The 18077-nt window shown below is 66.7% G+C and carries 19 protein-coding genes; 4 read left to right on the forward strand and 15 right to left on the reverse strand.

The window, feature by feature from the left end; genetic code table 11:
* Window positions 1–9 precede the first annotated feature (9 nt).
* Window positions 10–1017 (reverse strand): endonuclease/exonuclease/phosphatase family protein, encoded by a 1008-nt coding sequence (locus APS40_RS16210; protein WP_055048042.1) that lies wholly within the window; start codon window positions 1015–1017, stop codon window positions 10–12.
* Between the two features lie 202 nt (window positions 1018–1219).
* Here APS40_RS16210 and APS40_RS16215 point away from each other — a divergent pair, with 202 nt between their 5' ends.
* Both APS40_RS16215 and APS40_RS16220 read left to right on the forward strand, forming a co-directional pair.
* Window positions 1220–1954, forward strand: a complete 735-nt coding sequence (locus APS40_RS16215; protein ID WP_055048043.1) for an SDR family oxidoreductase — start codon at window positions 1220–1222, stop codon at window positions 1952–1954.
* Between the two features lie 131 nt (window positions 1955–2085).
* Window positions 2086–2751, forward strand: a complete 666-nt coding sequence (locus tag APS40_RS16220; RefSeq protein WP_055048044.1) for an OmpA family protein — start codon at window positions 2086–2088, stop codon at window positions 2749–2751.
* Window positions 2752–2799: 48 nt separating this feature from the next.
* Here APS40_RS16220 and APS40_RS16225 read toward each other — a convergent pair whose 3' ends face one another.
* From APS40_RS16225 to APS40_RS16245, 5 genes are all read right to left on the reverse strand, one after another.
* On the reverse strand, window positions 2800–3072 hold the full coding sequence (locus APS40_RS16225; protein ID WP_055048045.1) for a hypothetical protein: 273 nt from the start codon (window positions 3070–3072) through the stop codon (window positions 2800–2802).
* Between the two features lie 135 nt (window positions 3073–3207).
* On the reverse strand, window positions 3208–3903 hold the full coding sequence (locus APS40_RS16230; protein WP_236884118.1) for a L,D-transpeptidase: 696 nt from the start codon (window positions 3901–3903) through the stop codon (window positions 3208–3210).
* 184 nt (window positions 3904–4087) lie between these two features.
* Window positions 4088–4921 carry a sugar phosphate isomerase/epimerase family protein gene (locus APS40_RS16235; RefSeq protein ID WP_055048046.1) on the reverse strand — a complete coding sequence of 278 codons (834 nt, stop codon included), beginning with the start codon at window positions 4919–4921 and terminating at the stop codon, window positions 4088–4090.
* Between the two features lie 82 nt (window positions 4922–5003).
* Window positions 5004–5378 carry a cupin domain-containing protein gene (locus APS40_RS16240; protein ID WP_055048047.1) on the reverse strand — a complete coding sequence of 125 codons (375 nt, stop codon included), beginning with the start codon at window positions 5376–5378 and terminating at the stop codon, window positions 5004–5006.
* Window positions 5379–5620: 242 nt separating this feature from the next.
* Window positions 5621–6577 (reverse strand): S1C family serine protease, encoded by a 957-nt coding sequence (locus tag APS40_RS16245; protein WP_055048048.1) that lies wholly within the window; start codon window positions 6575–6577, stop codon window positions 5621–5623.
* 138 nt (window positions 6578–6715) lie between these two features.
* On the opposite strand from APS40_RS16245, the gene APS40_RS16250 reads away from it, so the two are divergent.
* Window positions 6716–7579, forward strand: a complete 864-nt coding sequence (locus APS40_RS16250) for a S1C family serine protease (protein WP_055048049.1) — start codon at window positions 6716–6718, stop codon at window positions 7577–7579.
* 79 nt (window positions 7580–7658) lie between these two features.
* A complete protein-coding gene (locus APS40_RS25360) occupies window positions 7659–8132 on the forward strand; it encodes a helix-turn-helix transcriptional regulator (RefSeq protein ID WP_055048050.1) in 474 nt (157 codons plus the stop codon).
* A gap of 211 nt (window positions 8133–8343) precedes the next feature.
* Here the strand turns inward: APS40_RS25360 and APS40_RS16260 are convergent, their stop codons facing one another.
* The 9 genes from APS40_RS16260 to APS40_RS16300 all read right to left on the reverse strand — a co-directional run bounded on the left by APS40_RS16260 (window position 8344) and on the right by APS40_RS16300 (window position 18062).
* On the reverse strand, window positions 8344–8799 hold the full coding sequence (locus tag APS40_RS16260) for a Crp/Fnr family transcriptional regulator (protein ID WP_197279340.1): 456 nt from the start codon (window positions 8797–8799) through the stop codon (window positions 8344–8346).
* 67 nt (window positions 8800–8866) lie between these two features.
* Entirely contained in the window at window positions 8867–9814 is a 948-nt protein-coding gene (gene coaA / locus APS40_RS16265; protein ID WP_055048052.1) for a type I pantothenate kinase, read from the reverse strand.
* Window positions 9814–11034 carry a bifunctional phosphopantothenoylcysteine decarboxylase/phosphopantothenate--cysteine ligase CoaBC gene (gene coaBC, locus APS40_RS16270; RefSeq protein ID WP_055048053.1) on the reverse strand — a complete coding sequence of 407 codons (1221 nt, stop codon included), beginning with the start codon at window positions 11032–11034 and terminating at the stop codon, window positions 9814–9816. Before coaBC ends, coaA begins: the two co-directional genes overlap by 1 nt.
* 80 nt (window positions 11035–11114) lie before the next feature.
* Window positions 11115–12113: an ABC transporter ATP-binding protein gene (locus APS40_RS16275; RefSeq protein ID WP_055048054.1), complete on the reverse strand. Its 999-nt coding sequence runs from the start codon at window positions 12111–12113 to the stop codon at window positions 11115–11117.
* Window positions 12110–13132, reverse strand: a complete 1023-nt coding sequence (locus tag APS40_RS16280) for an ABC transporter ATP-binding protein (RefSeq protein WP_055048055.1) — start codon at window positions 13130–13132, stop codon at window positions 12110–12112. The genes APS40_RS16275 and APS40_RS16280 overlap by 4 nt, the downstream gene beginning before the upstream one ends.
* Before the next feature lie 3 nt (window positions 13133–13135).
* Window positions 13136–14050, reverse strand: coding sequence for an ABC transporter permease (locus APS40_RS16285; protein ID WP_055048056.1), 915 nt, complete (start codon window positions 14048–14050; stop codon window positions 13136–13138).
* Entirely contained in the window at window positions 14047–15015 is a 969-nt protein-coding gene (locus tag APS40_RS16290) for an ABC transporter permease (RefSeq protein WP_055048057.1), read from the reverse strand. The genes APS40_RS16285 and APS40_RS16290 overlap by 4 nt, the downstream gene beginning before the upstream one ends.
* 75 nt (window positions 15016–15090) lie before the next feature.
* The gene (locus APS40_RS16295) at window positions 15091–16722 is read right to left on the reverse strand and encodes an ABC transporter substrate-binding protein (protein WP_055048058.1); all 1632 of its coding nucleotides are present in this window, start codon (window positions 16720–16722) and stop codon (window positions 15091–15093) included.
* A 341-nt stretch (window positions 16723–17063) separates the two neighbouring features.
* Complete coding sequence (locus APS40_RS16300; RefSeq protein ID WP_055048059.1) at window positions 17064–18062, reverse strand: N-acetylglucosamine kinase; 999 nt, start codon at window positions 18060–18062, stop codon at window positions 17064–17066.
* Window positions 18063–18077 lie beyond the last annotated feature (15 nt).

Consider the following 18077-nt stretch of genomic DNA (forward strand, 5'->3'; position numbering starts at 1 on the left):
CAGACGTTCTTAGCCTTTGAACCCGCCCAGCCTCGCCACCACCATGTCGTGATCCGAGAGGACTTCGCCGTCATCGGTCAGTGACGGCACGATCCGGCTCTCTTCAACCACAACGCCGCGCGTCAGGAACCAGTCGAGTTTCCAGGTGCCGCGCGGGCTGCGGCTGACCCGGCTGGGGCGCGTGGTGGATTGGCCGAGCGGGCCGCCGTGCCGCTCGAAGCCCCGGCCATAGGCGTGGGCGAACAGCGTCTCCTTTTCGAAATCGCCGCCATCGGCGAGCCCGGTATTGAGGTCGCCGCCGATGACGACGGGCGTCGCGCCGGCCAGCTCGTCGATCGCATCGATCAGCCGTTTGATCTGCGCCTCGCGATAGCCGGCGTCGCCCCGGTTCTCGAGATGCACCGAGACGGCGTAGAGCGGTCCTTCGGTGGTCATCACCGCCGTGGCGATGGCGCAGCGCGTGCCCACCCGACGCGCCGGGCTTTCCGGCGTGAACCAGTGCCCCTGCGGCTCGAGCCGGATCATCACCGGCGCCTGCAACGCCGCCTTCGACAGCAGCGCATTGCCGTGGAAGCCGTGCAGGTTGAAATCGTCCTCGCAGAATGCGAGCTCGACTTCGGCGCCCAGTTCGAGCTCGAGGAACTCGACACCGAAGGCGTAGTTCATGGCGAGCTCGGCCGCGATGTCGCGCGAGGTGTGGCGCTGACGGGTGCGGGCCATGCCGTTATCGACTTCCGACAGCAGGATCAGTTCGGCGCCTTCGCGCTGCAGAACCGCCGCGGATTTCTCGACATTGTAGCAGCGTTCGAGATTCCAGGCGGCAACGGTCAGCGGGAAGGCCAGCACCTCGCTGCGTTCGGCAGCCGGCGCTTCGACCCGCTGCAGGCAGGTGAGCCCGGCCAACGCCTCGGCATGGTTGGCCTCGGTTCGCGGCAGCGCATCCAGCCGGTTCCGCTCGCTCTGCGGCGGGCCCTGCAGCAGGCCAATCTGTGCGGGTTTGACGAGGTCGAGGGACATGGCGGCAGCTTCATATCGGGAGAGGGGAGCACTTCCCCTAGCCAGCCCTTATGTCGAGCCGGTGACAAATCGTGCGCTGGCGTAACCCGGCGTACGGATCGCGCCTTGTCGCGCGCGTGGCCGCACGCTAAATCCCCCGCCAATAACTGTTTCCCCGGGGGTTTTCGTGTCTGAATACGCAACTTATCCCAGCCTCAAGGGCATGCCCGTGATCATCTCGGGCGGCGCTTCGGGCATCGGCGAGGGCATTGTGCGCGCCTTTGCCGCGCAGGGCTCCAAAGTCGGCTTCGTCGACATCGCCGGTGCGGCGGGCGACAAGCTGGCGGCCGAGCTGAACGCGGCAGGCGGCACGGTGCAGTTCACCCGCTGCGATGTCACCGACATCGCCGCCTATCAGGCCGCCATCAAGGGTTTCGAGGCCGCGCACGGCCCGACGCTGGCGCTGGTCAACAATGCGGCGAACGATCACCGGCACGACATCGCCGATGTGAGCCCCGAGGATTGGGACCAGCGCATCGCCGTCAACCTCAAGCACGCCTTCTTCGCCGCCCAGGCCGTGGCCCCTGGCATGATGGCCGCCAACCGTGGCTCGATCATCAATTTCGGCTCGGTCAGCTGGATGACGCTGTCGGCCCAGCTCACCGTCTACACCGCCGCCAAGGCCGCCATGCACGGCATGTCGCGTTCGATGGCCAAGGAATACGGTCAGCACGGCGTCCGCGTGAACACGCTGGTGCCCGGCTGGATCATGACCGAGCGGCAACTCTCGCTCTGGGCCACGCCCGAGGCCCTGGCCTCGCTCGACCAGCAGCAGGCGCTGAAGGGCCGGCTCTATCCCGATGACATCGCCCGCATGGTGCTGTTCCTCGCGGCCGATGATTCGAAGATGATTTCCGCCCAGGACTTCCTGGTCGACGGTGGCTGGGCGCACGGCTGATCGGCCGCGCAAACGACCGCTTCAACCCGGCGCGTTCCTGATCTAGTCTCGCCGCGGGCAAAGGCGGCGAGGCGAACACCTTGCTGCCGCAATCGCTGGCGAGAACGTGCGCCACACCTACGGGGGACTCGATGAAATCCAAAATACTGATCGCGGGGCTCGCGGCGCTTTCGCTGAGCGCCTGTACTTCGGTCAATCCTTACACCGGCCAGAGCCAGCTCTCCAACATGACCGGCGGGGCGCTGCTCGGTGCCGGCGGCGGCGCCGTGGTCGGCGGCATCATCGGTGCGGCTACGGGCGCTGACCCGCGCGTTGCGGCATTGATCGGCGCCGGCGTCGGCGGGCTCACCGGCGCGGCGATCGGCAGCTACATGGACCAGCAGGAAGCCGAACTGCGCGCCCAGTTGCAAGGCACCGGCGTTTCGGTGACCCGCGTCGGCCAGCAGATCATCCTCAACATGCCCTCCAACATCACCTTCGCCACAGACTCGGCGACGGTGCAGCCCCGGTTCAGCGAGACGCTGATCTCGGTCGGCCTGGTGTTGAAGAAGTTCAACAAGACCGTCATCGACGTCTACGGCCACACCGACTCGCAGGGCTCGGACAGCTACAACAAGGAGCTGAGCCAGAAGCGCGCCACTGCGGTCGCGACCATCCTCGCCAACCAAGGCGTCGACCAGCGCCGCTTCTACATCACCGGCAAGGGCGAGGAAGATCCGATCGCCTCCAACGCCACCGAGGCGGGCCGCGCACAGAACCGCCGCGTCGAAATCCAGCTCTCGCCCATCCAGGGCTGAGTTCGGCAGCAGAACTTGCAAAGGCCCGGGCGTCTCCCCGGGCCTTTTTCATTGCGCTGAACCGGCTGCCGTCGGCGCGGTCGCCGGCGAGCGGGTATTGCTGGCCAGCAACTGGAACGCCAGGAGGATCACCACCACGATCCCCACGGCGATCAGCCCGCGTTTCCACCAGTTCGTAGGCCCGGTATTGCCGATCGTCGCTTCGACGTCGCGCGTCGCCTGCAAGGTCGAGTCCTCGGGTAGCGAGATCGGCTGGCCGTTCTCGTCGATCACCTGGTCGACCTGCGCGACCTTGGGTGGCGGTCTGGTGTCGGCACTCATCGCTTGTCCCTCCGATGGCCATCGAACAAGCCATTCGGCGGGCTTTGGTTCCCTGACCGCCGGTGTGCGCTAGATCCCTCCACCGGCAGGATCAACTGCCCGGTGCCCAAAGCGACGACCCGTCGGCTGAACTGATCAGGCGTTGACGATGATCGGCGTCCCTACGGATACGCGCGAATAGAGATCGATCACGTCCTGGTTGATCAGCCGCACGCAGCCCGACGACACCGCCTTGCCGATGCTCCAGTACTCGCGCGTGCCGTGCAGGCGATAGATGGTGTCGACGCCGTTGCGGTAGATGTACATCGCCCGAGCGCCCAGGGGGTTGTCGATGCCGCCGGGCATGCCGCCGGCGAACTCACGGGTTTCGGGCTGGCGCGCCATCATTTCGGCCGGCGGATACCAGGTTGGCCATTGCGCCTTTCGCCCGATATTGCCCCGCCCCGACCAGGTGAAGCCGTCGCGGCCAATGCCGACGCCGTAGCGAATGGCCCTGCCATTGTCCTGCACCAGATAGAGATAACGCTCGGAGGTTTCGACCACGATGGTGCCCGGCTTCTCGCCGGTCGGGTCATCCACTTCGGTCCTGAGGAAGCGCTGGTCGACCTTGTTGAGGTCGACGGCAGGCACCGGGAACCTCTCGTTCGGCAGGGCGCCGTAGATGTCGAGGTAGTAGGGCGAGATGACTGCCGGCAACAGGTTGGGCACGGTCAGCTGCCGATTGCCGATAGTGGTGGAGCAACCCGCCAGCGCCAGTCCGCCGAAACTCGCCGCGCCTGACAGAAAGGCCCGTCGCGACGGACCGCTATTGCCGATCGATTTCGTCTGCACGGAACCTGCCCTCTGGAGCGCTTTGAGGAAAAGTCGCTAGACTTTTCCGGTTCGAAAGCGCGACAAATCAAGAACCTGGAGCGTTTCGGCGTCTACTTCAGACGGTGAAGCGATCTGGGAAAGGCCGCCCACCAGAACTATTATGGCTTGCGCACCATTGTGGCTGACGCAAGTTGTCTGTCGATCAATTTATCGTTCGGCCCCAGGCCGCCCGCGCCAGGTCGCGCAGCTGCAGCGACTCGGCCCAGCGATCGGTGAGGTCGACGCCGTCGGCGCCCGCGATGGCGTAAGGTTGCGGGCCGAGTTCGCACAGGAAGCTGAGCTCCGCGTCCGGGCCGGCCCGCCCCTTCCAGTCGGCAAAGCCGTTGCGCCACCAGGTACCGAATTGCTCGAGCCACGGCGCATGCTGCGGGAACGACAGCGGCAGTTGCACTTGCTCGCTGCTGGCGACCCGGCCGTGATAGGCCCAGCAATGCTCGAGGATGGTCGTCATCTGCGCCTCGATCTCCGCCGACACCGGCAGTCCGATCTCGCGGCCGACCACGTAGTGCGAAAGGTCGCCGGTCAGTTTCAATTCCGGCAGGGCGCCGATCAGGTCGAGCGTGAAATGCAGGTCGTTGGTCATCCTGTCGCGGTGCGTCTCGACATGCACTGGGAACGGCACCTGTTCGGCCAGCCGCAGCCAGCCTTCGGCGACACGAAGCGCCTCGGCCAGCGTCCGCGGCCTGAGATTGGGCTGGATGTTGATATGATGCACGCCATAGGCCGCGCCCCACTCGAGCGCCGGTTGCAGGCTGTCGATATCGGTGGGAAAGCAAAGGCCCTCGACCACCAGTCCGGTCGATTTGGCCAGTCGTCCGGCACGCTGCGCCATCTCGGGATCGACCCATTGCGTGCCGAAGCCGTCGAACCCGGCGTTGGCGATGATCTCGACATTGGCCTCGAGCGAGCGCTCGGGCGGCGCGCCCTTGAGTCCCAGCATGGTCCACAGCGACTGGAGGACGAGGAGTTTCTGCATCGTTGGACTTTCAGAGGCTGATCGGAAATGGAGGCCGCCGGCTCGACAACCAGCGGGATGGGGACGGGCAGGCCGGGTGGAGCTAGATCAGCACCACGCTTTCCTGCTCGTTTGGGTCGGTGCGGGCGATGATTGCCCGCGCCAGCCTGTCGGTCGGGTTGAACGGCTGGTGCGGCACGCCGGCGGGGATGTAGACATAGTCGCCTTCATTGACCACGTCGGTGAACTCGAGGTTCGGCCCGTGCCGGAACGACGTCGAACCTTCGATCTGAAAGATCGCCGTCTCGTGCGCCGCGTGATAATGCGGCTTGGCCTCGGCCCCAGGTGGGATCACCACCATGTGCATGCAGATGCCCCTGGCGCCGGCCGACTCCGCCGACACTCCGGCGAAATAGTCGAGCCCCTGCTTGCCGTGAAAGCCCTCGCCGCCCCGGATCACCTTGCACTCGGCCGCCATGACACTGTCCTCCGCCAGTGGCGGCACCGTAGTGAACGGTGGTCACAGCAGCAAGACGGTGGTGGGTTTACTCGAACTAGTGCGTGGGGCCACCCCCACCCAGCGCCGCTAGCTCGCTGCGCTCACAAGCTTTGCTGCCCTCCCCACAAGGGGAGGGAGAGGCGAGAACCGAGTAGGTGCGAGTAGCGTCTCCCTCCCTGGTGGGGAGGGATCAAGGGTGGAGGTGGCCGCGCGCTCCGTGTCTACCGAGGTTCGGGCCCGCTCGGCCGCTGCGTCAGCACCACCTCGAGCTCCAGCAATCGCCCCTGCCGCAGCAGCTGCAGCCGCACCCGCCGGCCGATGGCGTCGGCGGTAAGCATCCTGAGCAACGGGCCGGGACCCTCGACCGGACGGCCATCGAGGCTCAGCAGCACATCGCCTTCGCGCACCCCGGCGCGTGCCGCCGGGCCACCGGCGACGATCGTATGCAGCACCGCGGCGGTCTGGGTGCCGACATGCGCCGCGTCGGCCACGCGGCGCGGCAGGTTGACCGTATCCGCGGCAACACCCAGATAGGCGCGCCGCACGCCGCCATGCTGGAGCACTTCGCTCAGCACCAGCTTGACGGTATTGCTGGCGACGGCAAAGCAGATCCCCTGCGCGCCCGCGATCATCGCGGTGCTGATACCGACGACCTCACCCAGGCTCGAGACCAGCGCACCGCCGGAATTGCCGGGGTTGAGCGCCGCGTCGGTTTGGATCACATCCTCGATCGGCCGCCCCGACGGCGAGCGGAGGCTTCGCCCCAGCGCCGAGATCACCCCGGCGGTGACCGTCGACTCGAACCCGAGCGGGTTGCCGATGGCGATGGCGATGTGCCCGCGCTTGAGCTCGTTGCTGTCTCCCAGTGTGGCGATCGGCAATGTACCGCCGTCGACCTTGAGGATGGCGAGGTCGGTGTCGGGATCGGCGCCGAGCACCCGGCCGGCCAGCCGCTGTCCGTCGGGCAGCGCCAGATGCACATCCTTATGCGTGCCCACCACATGCGAATTGGTGACCACCAGCCCATCCTGCGACAGCACCACGCCTGAGCCGTGGCCCTTGCCGTCGGTCGTTACCATGCCGACCGCCGGCCCGACCGTTTCGGCGACGTCGGACACGGTCAGCGAATAGACATCGAGCAGGCGCTGGTCGGTGGGGAAGGGCAGGGGCTGAGCCATGGAGTGCTCCGGCAGTTTCGGTTACGGACAAATGTGGGTTTTGCGGCCCTCGCCGGCGATCCTGCCCATATGGGGAGCTTTCGAGCCGGGCCTCCCGGGCGCAGGTTTTGCGCAACGTCGCAACCAAGGCCACTCGACATGTCCTTCCCCGAACTCGAGGCACTTTCCGCTTCCCTCGCGGCGCTCACCGCCAGCGTCGCCTCCCGCATCGTCGCCATTCAGGGCCGCGATGGCCGCGAACTCTCGGGCTTCATCTGGCGCACCGGGCTGGCCGTCAGTGCCGACGAGGTACTCGAAGGCGACGACGACGTTGCTGTGCTGGGCGCTGACGGCAAGCCCGCGACTGCGCAGATCATCGGCCGCGATCCCAGTACCGACGTTGTGCTGCTCAAACTCGAAACGGCCGAGTTTGCCGACTGGTCCCATGCGGCGCAGCCGGCGCCAGGCTCGCTGGCAGTGCTGGTCGGACGCGGGGAGGAGTCGGTGCTCTCCGGCCTCGCCTCGGTGACCGAAGTCGGCGCCCCCTGGCGCAGCATGCGCGGCGGCGACATCGATGCACGGATCACGCTCGGCCTTCGCCTCTCGCCGCGCAGCGAAGGGGGCGCCGTGGTGGCGCCTGATGGCAGCCTCATCGGCATGGCGGTCACCGGCGCTCGCCGCCGTACCATCGCCATTCCTGCTTCCACCATCGCCCGTTCGGTGGCAACGCTGAGCGAAAAGGGCTATATTCCCCGCGGTTGGCTGGGCGTCAGCCTCCATCCGCTCGCCGAGTCTGGCGGCGCGATCGTCGTCGGACTCGAGCCGGCGAGCCCGGCTGCCGACGGGGGCTTCCTTGTTGGCGACATAATCACCACATGGGGTGGAGACCAGGTCCGCTCGGTCAGCGATGTCGCCGATCGCCTGAGCGGCGGAACCGTCGGCAAGACTATCAGTTTGGGAGTGCAACGCGGTGGCAGTGCATTGGAACTCGAGATCACTATCGGCGAACGCCCGCGGAACTGACGCTCAGGTCCCTCAGTCGGTCCTTGGCGGGCTGGTCCTTGGCGTCGCCTTTGATCTCACCGACCCGGCGCTCGAACAGGTGCTGCACACCCTGATCGCCGGGCGTCACGATCTCTACGAAGCCGACGCTGAGGAGGCGGCGGTCACCATTACCGATCGCCCGGCTGCGCTGGGCGGGGTCACCGGCGCGCACCGGGTGCTGCGCGTCGGCGCCGACGAAGCGCGCCGCAATGCCATCGACAGCCTCGATCCCGGCCTGATCCTCGCCGCCGCCATGCTGATCGGCGCCGGCTACGCGCTGGAGCGCGAGACGGTCGAACGCGCCGGCAACGAGCGGTTGCCCGCCTCACTCTTGCCCAGGCTCAGCCAGCGCGAACGCCAGGTAGCGGAGCTGCTGGTCGACGGCGCTTCCAACAAGGTGATCGCCCGGGCGCTCGACATCTCGGTGCACACCGCCAAGTTCCACGTCACCGCCATCCTCGAAAAGCTCGGTGCCCGCAACCGCGCCGACGCAGTGTCGATCATCCTGCGCGAGGGCCTGGTCGCGATTTAGTCCTTGGATCTAGCAGCTTGCGCCCCTCTCCCCTGAGGGCAGAGGGTAGTGGAGCTAGGACCGCTAGGGCCGTAGTTGAACTAGGGTGAGGGGTTCAGCATTGCGACATGCTGGCTTTCCCAGCATGTCGAGGCGCCTCACCCCTCAACCGGCCTTCGGCCACCTTCTCCCCTGAGAGGAGAAGGGAACGGGCGTCCCACCATCTTCGGAGTTAATGCGCGCCCGGGTCTTTCCCCGGCGCCATCAGCGTCGCAAAAATTCGCCCGATCAGGTTCCGTTCGGCCGGCCTGTCGACATGCTCGTGATTGAGCTCCACCAGCAGCGCCGAGGTGGCGTCGAGTCGCTGGCTCTGCAGCTGCGCGATCCGGAGCGCCAGTTCCGGGTGCTTTTCGAGGATGCGCATGGCGTCGCGCACCACTCGCACCTTGCTGTCGCGCTCGGCCCTGACCGTGGCGCTATGCGGCCGACCCAGCAGCACCGACATCTCGCCGATCATTGCATCGGCATGCTCGATGGTCGCGATCGCCACGCCGTTGCGTTCGACCACGAACTTGCCGCTTTCCAGCACGTAGAGGTCTCGCCCGGGCGTCCCTTGGGTGACCAGCTCTTCGCCCTTGGCGACATCGAGCGTCGGCGACGAGTAAGTGAGCGTCAGCAGGCTGGCCATGGTCATTCCCCCGATGATTAGGCGGCATGGAGCCTATCCCGTCGGGAGCGCCGCATGAAGGGCCATTCTACACCATGCGCAGCAGCACCTCGGCGACCAAGTGGTCGCTGCCCTTCTTGAGGACCAGGTCGGCCCGCGTCCGGGTCGGCGCAATATTGTCCACGAGGTTGGGCAGGTTGATCGAGCGCCAGTTGTCGAGCCCGAACCTGCCGGCCTCCTCCTCACTCATGTCGGCATAGCGTTTGAAGAATGAGTCCGGGTTGCGGAACGCCGTTTCCCTCAGCCGGAAGAAGCGCTCGAGATACCAGGCTTCGAGGTCTGCCGGGTCGGCGTCGATATAGATCGAGAAGTCGATGAAATCCGAGGCGTAGAGGATCGGCGCGCCCGCCTTGCCGGGTGCACCCGGCTGCAGGATGTTGAGCCCCTCGACAATCAGGATGTCGGGCTGGTCGACGCGCAGGTGCTCTCCCGGCACCACGTCATAGACGAGGTGCGAGTAGACCGGCACCTCCAGCGCCGGCCTCCCCGATTTCACCGCGGCGAGAAAAGCTACGAGCCCCGCCCGGTCGAAGCTTTCCGGAAAGCCCTTGCGCCGCATCAGCCCGCGTTCCATCAGCACGGCATTGGGGTGAAGGAAGCCGTCGGTGGTGACGAGGTCGACCTTCGGGCTCGACGGCCAGCGCTGCAGCAGGGCCCTGAGGATGCGCGCCGTGGTGGATTTGCCCACCGCCACAGAACCTGCCACTCCGATGATGAACGGTACCTTGGGCGCGCCCGTATTGAGGAAGCGCTGCGACACAAGGTGCAGCCCCTGGATCGCCTCGACATAGAGCGAGAGCAGGCGGGCCAGCGGCAGGTAGACCTGCTCGGCTTCCTGAAGCGAGATCGGGTCGGCAAGGGCGCGCAGCCGCAGCACGTCTTCGGCGCTCAGCGTCATCGGTTCGTCGGCGCGCAGCGCCACCCATTCCGCCTTGCTGAAATGGTGGTAGGGCGAGAGCTCGGCGGTCCGCGTCATCAGCGGGTCGGTCCTGCCGCCAACCGCGCCGCAATCACCTGCGCCAGCCGCTCAGCCACTTCGAGCTTGTCCAGCTCGGGCCAAGCCTCGGCACCGTCTTTGCTCAGCAGTGTCACCCTGTTGCGATCCCCGCCCATGGCGCCGCCGGCGGCCGAGACGTCGTTGGCGACGATCAGGTCGGCGCCTTTTCGCCTGAGCTTCAACTCGCCATTGGCCACCACGTCGCGCGTCTCTGCCGCGAAGCCCACGACGATGCGGGGCCGCTGCGCATGGTGCCCGACCGTCGCGAGAATGTCAGGGTTCTCGACCATGCTCAGGCTCGGCGCGGTCTCGGCTCCAGGTTGTTTCTTGATCTTGTCCGTCGCGACGCTGTCGACCCGCCAGTCGGCCACCGCCGCGACGAACACCGCGCCATCGGCCGGCAGGGCGTCTTCGACCGCAGCCAGCATCTGGCGCGCCGTCTCGACATGGGTCGTCCTGACCCCCTGCGGATCGGCGATCGTCACCGGCCCGGTGATCAACTGCACCTCGGCCCCCAACCTCGCCAGCGCTGCGGCGATGGCGTGGCCCTGCTTGCCGGACGAGCGATTGGCGATGTAGCGCACCGGATCGATCGGCTCATGCGTGGGGCCGGAGGTGACGATGAAGCGCCGCCCGCTGAGGGGCCCGGCGCGGCCAAGCCTGTCGATCACCGCCGCGAGGATCTCCGCCGGCTCGGCCATGCGGCCTTCGCCCGCCTCGCCCGCTTCCGCCATCGCGCCGGATTTCGGCCCGACAAACTCCACGCCGTCGCCGAGCAGGGTGGCATGGTTCCGCCGTGTCGGCGCCGCCGCCCACATCCGCGGGTTCATCGCCGGCGCCATCAGCACCGGCTTGTCGGAGGCCAGCAGCACGGCGGTGGCGAGGTCGTTCGCGGCGCCGGTCGCGGCCTTCGCCATCAGGTCGGCCGTCGCTGGCGCCACCACGATCAGGTCGGCCTCGCGCGACAGCCGGATATGGCCGACATCGTGCTCGTCATTGCGGTCGAACAGGTCGGTGAACACCCGGTCGGCACTGAGCGTCGCGACGGATAAGGGCGTCACGAACTCGATCGCCGCCGCCGTCATCACGCAGCGCACTCTTGCGCCTTCGTCGCGCAGCCGCCGGATCAGCTCCAGCACCTTGTAGGCAGCGATGCCGCCGCCGATGATCAGCAGCACCCGCCGGTTTTGCAGTTTCATGCTGAAGCCACGCCGCTTGGGAAAACCGACTAGCCGTCTACACGATCCGGCCCCGATCTCCTACCCGCCTGGCGCATGGCTCATGCGGGCTCCGCCGTAAGCGCGCCGGCATGGTGGCAGGCCACCGCCTGCCTGGCCTGAGGTTTCGGCTCCAGCGCCGGCACCGCTTGTGCGCAGATATCGGTGGCTTTCCAGCAGCGGGTGCGGAACGCGCAGCCCGATGGCGGGTCGGCGGGACTGGGCGGATCGCCTTGCAGCACGATGCGCTTGCGCCTGCCGCGCAGGTCGGGGTCATCGATCGGCACGGCGCTGAGCAGCGCCTGGGTGTAGGGGTGCTGCGGTCGGTCGAAGATCTCCTCGCGCGTACCGACCTCGACGATCCGCCCCAGATACATCACCGCGATGCGGTCGCAGATATGGCTGACCACCGAGAGATCATGCGCGATGAACAGATAGGCGAGCCCGAGCTGGTCCTGCAGGTCTTCGAGCAGGTTGATCACCTGCGCCTGGATCGAGACGTCGAGCGCCGAAACCGGCTCGTCGAGGATCAGCAGTTTCGGGTTGAGCGCCAGAGCCCGGGCGATGCCGATGCGCTGGCGCTGGCCACCCGAGAACTCATGCGGAAAGCGGTTGCCGTGCTCGGGCGCCAGCCCGACCAGTCGCATCAGCTCGGCGACCCGCGCCTGGGCCTCGGCAGCCTTCATCCCCGAAAGCCGCAGCGGCTCGGACAGGATGGCAAACACCGTCATCAGCGGGTTGAGCGAGGCGAACGGGTCCTGGAACACGTACTGCATGTCGCGCCACATCGCGGTGAGCGCCGCCCGCCGGCCATGCTCGATCGGCTTGCCGTCGAAGACGATCCGCCCACCGGTCGGCTGCTCGAGCCCAATGATGCAGCGCCCGGTGGTGGATTTGCCGCAACCGGATTCCCCCACCAGCCCGAGTGTCTCGCCGGCCCTGAGGGCCAGGCTGATGCCGTTGACCGCCTGGATCGCCGGCTTCCTGCCGCCCCGCACGCCATAATGCTTCACCAGGTTGTCGATCTTGAGCAGCGGCTCTGCTCGCGTCCCGGCCGTCATGCTTCGGCCCTTCCCCGGCTGTCCTGGAGCTCCTCGGCATAATGGCAGGCCGACCAGTGTGCCGGCTCCACCTCACGCATGGCCGGCACCTCCGTGCGACACGGCAGCCGACCGGCCGAATGCGCGCAGCGTGGATGAAAGGCGCAGCCGGAGGGACGGTTGACGAGGCTCGGCGGCGCGCCCGGGATCGGCGTCAGCCGCTCGGAGCGCTCATGCATCCGCGGCAGGCTGGCCAGCAGCCCCCTGGTGTAGGGATGGCGTGGTGCGTGGAACAGCGTCCGCACGTCGGTGGTCTCGACCACCCGGCCGCCATACATCACCACCACCCGGTCGGCGAGTTCGGCCACCAGTCCCATGTCGTGGGTAATCAGCACCATCGCCGCCTGTGTCTCGGCCTGCGCCAGCCGCAGCGCTTCGAACACCTGCGCCTGGATCGTCACGTCGAGCGCCGTGGTCGGCTCGTCCGCAATCACCAGCCGCGGCCGGTTGGCGATCGCCATGGCGATCAGCGCACGCTGCCGCATGCCGCCCGAGAACTGGTGCGGGAACTGCTGGTAGCGCTCGGCGGCATTGGGTACGCCCACGGTGCGCAGCAGTTCCACCGCGCGCTCGGCGGCCTCGGCACGCCCCATGTCGCCATGCGCCAGCATCGCTTCGGCGATCTGGAAGCCGACGGTCAGCACCGGGTTGAGCGAAGTCATCGGATCCTGGAAGATCATCGAGATGGCCTTGCCGCGAATGGCCCGCATCTCGGCCGGCGGCACCGTCAGCAGGTCGCGCCCCTCGAACAGGATGCGCCCGCCGGCGATCCGGCCGGGCGGTCGCGGGATGAGGCCCAGCACCGACATGGCGGTGACGCTCTTGCCGGAACCGGATTCGCCCACCACCGCGAGCGTCTCGCCGGGCCAGATCTGGTACGACACCTCGTCGACAGCCCGCACCGTGCCCTCGGCGCTGCGGAACTCGGTGATCAGCCGCTCCACCGAAAGCAGCGGCGGACCTTGGTTCGCTGGCGTCATCGATCAGCTCCGTTGCGCCTGCCGGGCGTCGAGCGCGTCGCGCAGCCCATCGCCGATGAAGTTGATGGTGAGGCAGATGGCGATGATCACCAGCCCCGGGAAGGTCACCAGCCACCACTGCGTCTGCATTGCCCCGCGGCCGTCCGAGATCAGCTGGCCCAGCGCCGGGGTAGGGGGCTTCACCCCGAAGCCGATGAATGATAGCGCCGACTCGATCAGGATGGCCGACGAAACCGTCAGCGTGGCGTTGACGATGATCGGTCCCAGCATGTTGGGCAGCATGTGCCGCCAGATCACCCGCCAGGCCGAAGCCCCCGACAGCGTCGCTGCTTCGACGAACTCACGGGTGCGCATCGATAGGATCTGCGCCCGCACCACCCGGGCGATCAGCGTCCACATCAGCGACGAGAGGATGATGGCGATCTGCAGCGGCGAGCCCTCGCCGATGAAGGCGATGAGGATCATCAGCAGCGCCAGCCCCGGCAGGATCAGCACCAGGTCGGTGAAGCGCATGAACACATCGTCGATCCAGCCGCCGAAATAGCCGGCAGTGGCGCCGATCAGCGTGCCGATCAGCGTCGACAGCAGCGCCACCACCAGGGCGACGAAAATCGACGTGCGGGCGCCGTACAGCACGCGGGTGAAGTAGTCGCGCCCCAGCTTGTCGGTGCCGAACAGGTGTCCGCCCTCGAGCGTCGGCGGCAGGCGCGCCGCGCGCAGGTTCATCCCGTCGAAACTGTAGGGCGTGATCACTTCGGCTGAGAACGCGACGACGATGATGACTGCCAGGATGACGAGGCTCGCCATCGCCACCCGGTGGCGCAGGAACCGGCCTAGCGCCAGCCGGAACTGCGAGCGCACCGTGACGTCGAGGCCTTCGCGATCGCCGGCCGATGCCGCCACGCCGTGATCGGTCATTTGTTGATCCTCGGGTCGAGTACGCCATAGAGCAGGTCGGTGATCAGGTTCATCAGCAGCATCACCGCCGACGTGACCACCAGCCACGCCATCAGCGAGTAGGTGTCGCGGGTGTTGAGTGCGTTGAAGAAGTAGAGGCCCATCCCCGGCATCGAGAAGATCGTCTCGATCAGGATGGTGCCGTTGAACAGGTGGCCGATGCTGACCCCGATCACCGTGACCAGCGGCAGCGTGGCGTTCCTCAGGCTATGCCGCAGCAGGATCGTGCGCTCGTTGACGCCCTTGGCGCGCGCAGTGCGCACATAGTCCGAGTTGATCACCTCGAGCATCGAGGCACGGACATAGCGGCTGTGCGAGGCGATCGAGGCGATCGACAGCACCAGCACCGGCAGTACTAGATGCTGGATTCGATCGACCAGCCAGGCAAAGCCGGTCCCCGCATCGTCGGAACTGAGCCCAGAAATATAGAAGATACGGATGCCGGTGGCTTCGTAGAAATTGACCGTGAGGATCTGCAGGATCAGCGCCAGCCAGAACACCGGGATGGCGTAGCCGATGAAGCTCGCAAGCGTCGTGCCGTAATCGAACAGCGAATACTGGTAGCGTGCGGCGAGCGTGCCGATGACGACGGCGACGAGGATCGCGAGGACTTCGGCCGCCAGTACCACCTGCAGCGTCGTGCCCAGCGCCCGGCTCAGTTCCGGCCAGATCGGTCGGTCGAACAGCAGGTCGGTGCCGAACTGGTTGAACAGCAGGTCGCGCAACCAGTAGCCGTACTGGATGATCAGCGGGTCATCGAGGTGCTTCTTGTCGATCAGCCGCTGCAACGCCTCATGGCTGATGCCGGGCTGCGAGCGGATTTCGCCCAGCGGATCGCCGATCGCCGAGATGCCGAAGAAGATGATGATGGTCGCGACGAACAGCACCACGAGGCTGAACGCGAGACGCTGGAACACAAACCGCATGGATCAAGCTCGCGTCGGGAGTCGACACGTCCCGGCCAGCCTGTGCCGCCGGGACGTCAGATTGCGGTGGGGGCGTTACTGCACCCGGTGGAACTCGTGCGAGTTCCAGTTCCAGTACCAGCCGCCGATCGACACGCTGCCATCCTGCGCCGGGCTGACATTGAAGCCTTCGACGCGCTTGGAGTTGTAGACCACCATGCGCGGCAGGCCGAAATACGGGATCAGCGCCACGTCTTTGGCGATGATCGCTTCGTACTGGTTCATCAGCTCGGCCCGGGCCGCGGCATCCGGCGTCTGCAGGGCCTGGTTGGCGAGCTTATCGGCCTCGGGGTTGCAATAGCCGGTGGTGTTGGTCGGCGAGTCGCAGCCATAGACCGTGAGGATTTCCTTGGCGTCGTTGTAGGGGCCGCCATGGCTGATGATCTGGAAGTCGCCTTCCGGCAGGCGGGTGCCGAACTGGATCGCCGCCGGGGCGAAGTCGGCGTTCACCTTGATGCCGACCTCGGCGAGGAACGACTGCACGATCTCGAAGGTGAGTTCGCGCCGCTCGTTGCCCGAGGTGCTGAGATAGCCGAACTCCAGCCGCACCCCGTCGCACTCGAACACCGTATCGGCGCCGCGCACGCAACCATTCTGTTCGAGCAGCGCGATAGCCCCGGCCGGGTCGTAATCGAGGCTCGAAAAGTTGGGCTTGTAGTAGGGGCTGGTCGGCTCGAAGAACAGGCTCTGGGTCGGCTTGGCCTCGGGGTCGATCGGTCCCATCAGGTTTTCGACCAGCGCCACGCGGTCGATACCCATGCCGATAGCCTGGCGGACGAACGCCTTGTCGAGGCCCGGCGTCTTCAGGTTGAAGCGCATGAACTCGGTGACGAGGCCGGAGCGGGCATTGACCTTCATGCCGTCGAGCCCGGCCACCGCACTGATGATCTGCGGTTGCGGCTGCGGGTCGGAGGCATCGATCTCGCCCGAGCGCAGCAGTTCGAGCAACGTGTTGGTTTCCGGCACGAAGCGGATGACGATGCGGTCGAGCTTGGGGCCATCGGCCCAGTAGTGCTCATTCTTGACGAACGAGATCTGCTGGCCCTTCTGCCACGCCTCGAACTTGAAGGCGCCATTGGTGACGCCCGGCCCGTCGCGCCAGGCGGTGTCCCAGTCCTTGCCCTCGAGATCGTGCTTGGGCAGCAGCAGCGGGAACATCTGCTGGTAATAGGCATAGGGCTGGCTGAAATCGAAGCGGATCACCTTGTCGCTGATGATCTCGTAGCCGGTGATCAGGTCGTAGGGCCGGCGGTTGGCGATGGTCCAATCCGGGTTGACGATGGTCTCGTAGGTAAAGGCATAGTCTGCCGCCGTGATCGGCGTGCCGTCGTTCCACACCGCGTCGTCGCGGATCGTATAGGTCACCGTGAACGGGTCGTTGGTGATCTCGGCTTCCTTCGAAATGATGAACGGCACCGGATCGCTGCCCGGCGGAAAGCGGTAGGTCCCGACGTTGAACAGGCCACCGGTCGCCGAGGCGGCGCCGCCGCCGGCGCTCGGGTGCAGGATGTTGAGGCTGCCCGGTTCCTGCTCGTGGGCGAAGACCATCGTGCCGCCTTCCGCCGCGCTCTGGGCGGCTGCCGGCGACAGTCCTGCCGCAACCAGAAATAGTGACGTCAGGGCAAGTTTGAACAAGCCGCGGCCAAGGCGGCTGTCGAGTATGTTCATTGCTAGCTTCTCCTCCAGATCGGCCCAGAGCGTTGCTTCAGGCCGAACTCAATGCCTCCCCCTCAGGAGGCGAAATACTTACGTCATGCAGGTAACTGGTGTCCCATATTTGGAACAAACCGTTCCAATGCTGAGAATATTCGACTCATCGGCCAAACGTGTCAATGCTGACCGGCCCGCTCCTACGTCCCACTTTAGGCTATGCTCAGGGCACACAGAGGCCGCCGGCGATGCCGGCGGGCCGGGTCATCAAGCGACCGAACGTGCTGGTGCCGATGGTGGCGGATCGGGCGTTCTGTGCCAGTGGCCGACGACGCCCCCCGGCCCTTCACTGGCTCGTTCTAGGCCGAAACCGCCGCACGCGCCGCTATCGACGCGGTCACCGCCGCCACCCTGGTATCATCCACCGTGAGGCCGATGGCGCGCATCGCCAGCACCACGGCGCCGACCGAGCCGTCGCCGGCGATGCGGACATCGGGGGTGTGGCCGGCGGCGCGGATGACTTCGGACAGCGCGGCCGGCAGGGTCAGCAGATGCGGGGCGATACCGCCACCCAGCGCCACCGGGCCGGGCATCCCGGGATCGAAGATCATCTTGAAGTCGGCAAGGAGGTAGGCCTCCGATTGCGCCAGCAGCGCCGCCGCTACCTTGTCGGTGCGATTGGCGATGACCAGCGGCGCGAAGCGGGCCAACTCGATCGGGCGAAGCTTGTAGATCGCATCGACGAACTGTTGCAGGCAGAGCTGACGGCCGGTAAAGGCCTTCTCGTCGGAATAGGTGATGCCGAAGGCGCCGAGTAGCGCTGCCGTCATCGCAGTTTTCTCGCCCCGGCCCTCGAGGTCGGCGGTCACCGCGATGGCGGCGTGATGGCCGAGCCAGTAGCCCGAGCCGAGATCGCCCAGCAGCCAGCCGGCCGCATCGACCACCGCTTCGATAGCCCCATTGCGGATCCGCACCGCGCCGGCGCCGGTGCCCGCCACGATGCAGTAGCCGTCGCGCGCGGCAGTCACCGAGGCAAGCAGGGCCTCGAGGTCGCCGGCGAACAGCAGCGGGCCGGTAAGCCCATTGGCGCGAAACGCCTGCTCCAGCCGATCCTGCGCCACATGGGCGCGCGGGCCGGCGAGCGCGATCAGCGCCAGCTCGATGTCGAGCGGCGCGCCGGCTTCGGCCACGGCGGCCTCAACGGCCGAGATGATGGCGGAGGCTGCCTGATCCGGGGTGTTGGAGGCCGGATTGCCGCCGCGATTGCGGCCCTGGCCGAGACAGCGGCCGGCATGGTCGACCAGGGTAGCGCGCGATGTGGATCCGCCCACATCGATGGCGAGCAACGCCTTGTTCATCGCGTTATCGACCCG

The sequence above is a fragment of the Devosia sp. A16 genome (assembly GCF_001402915.1).
Taxonomy (GTDB): domain Bacteria; phylum Pseudomonadota; class Alphaproteobacteria; order Rhizobiales; family Devosiaceae; genus Devosia_A.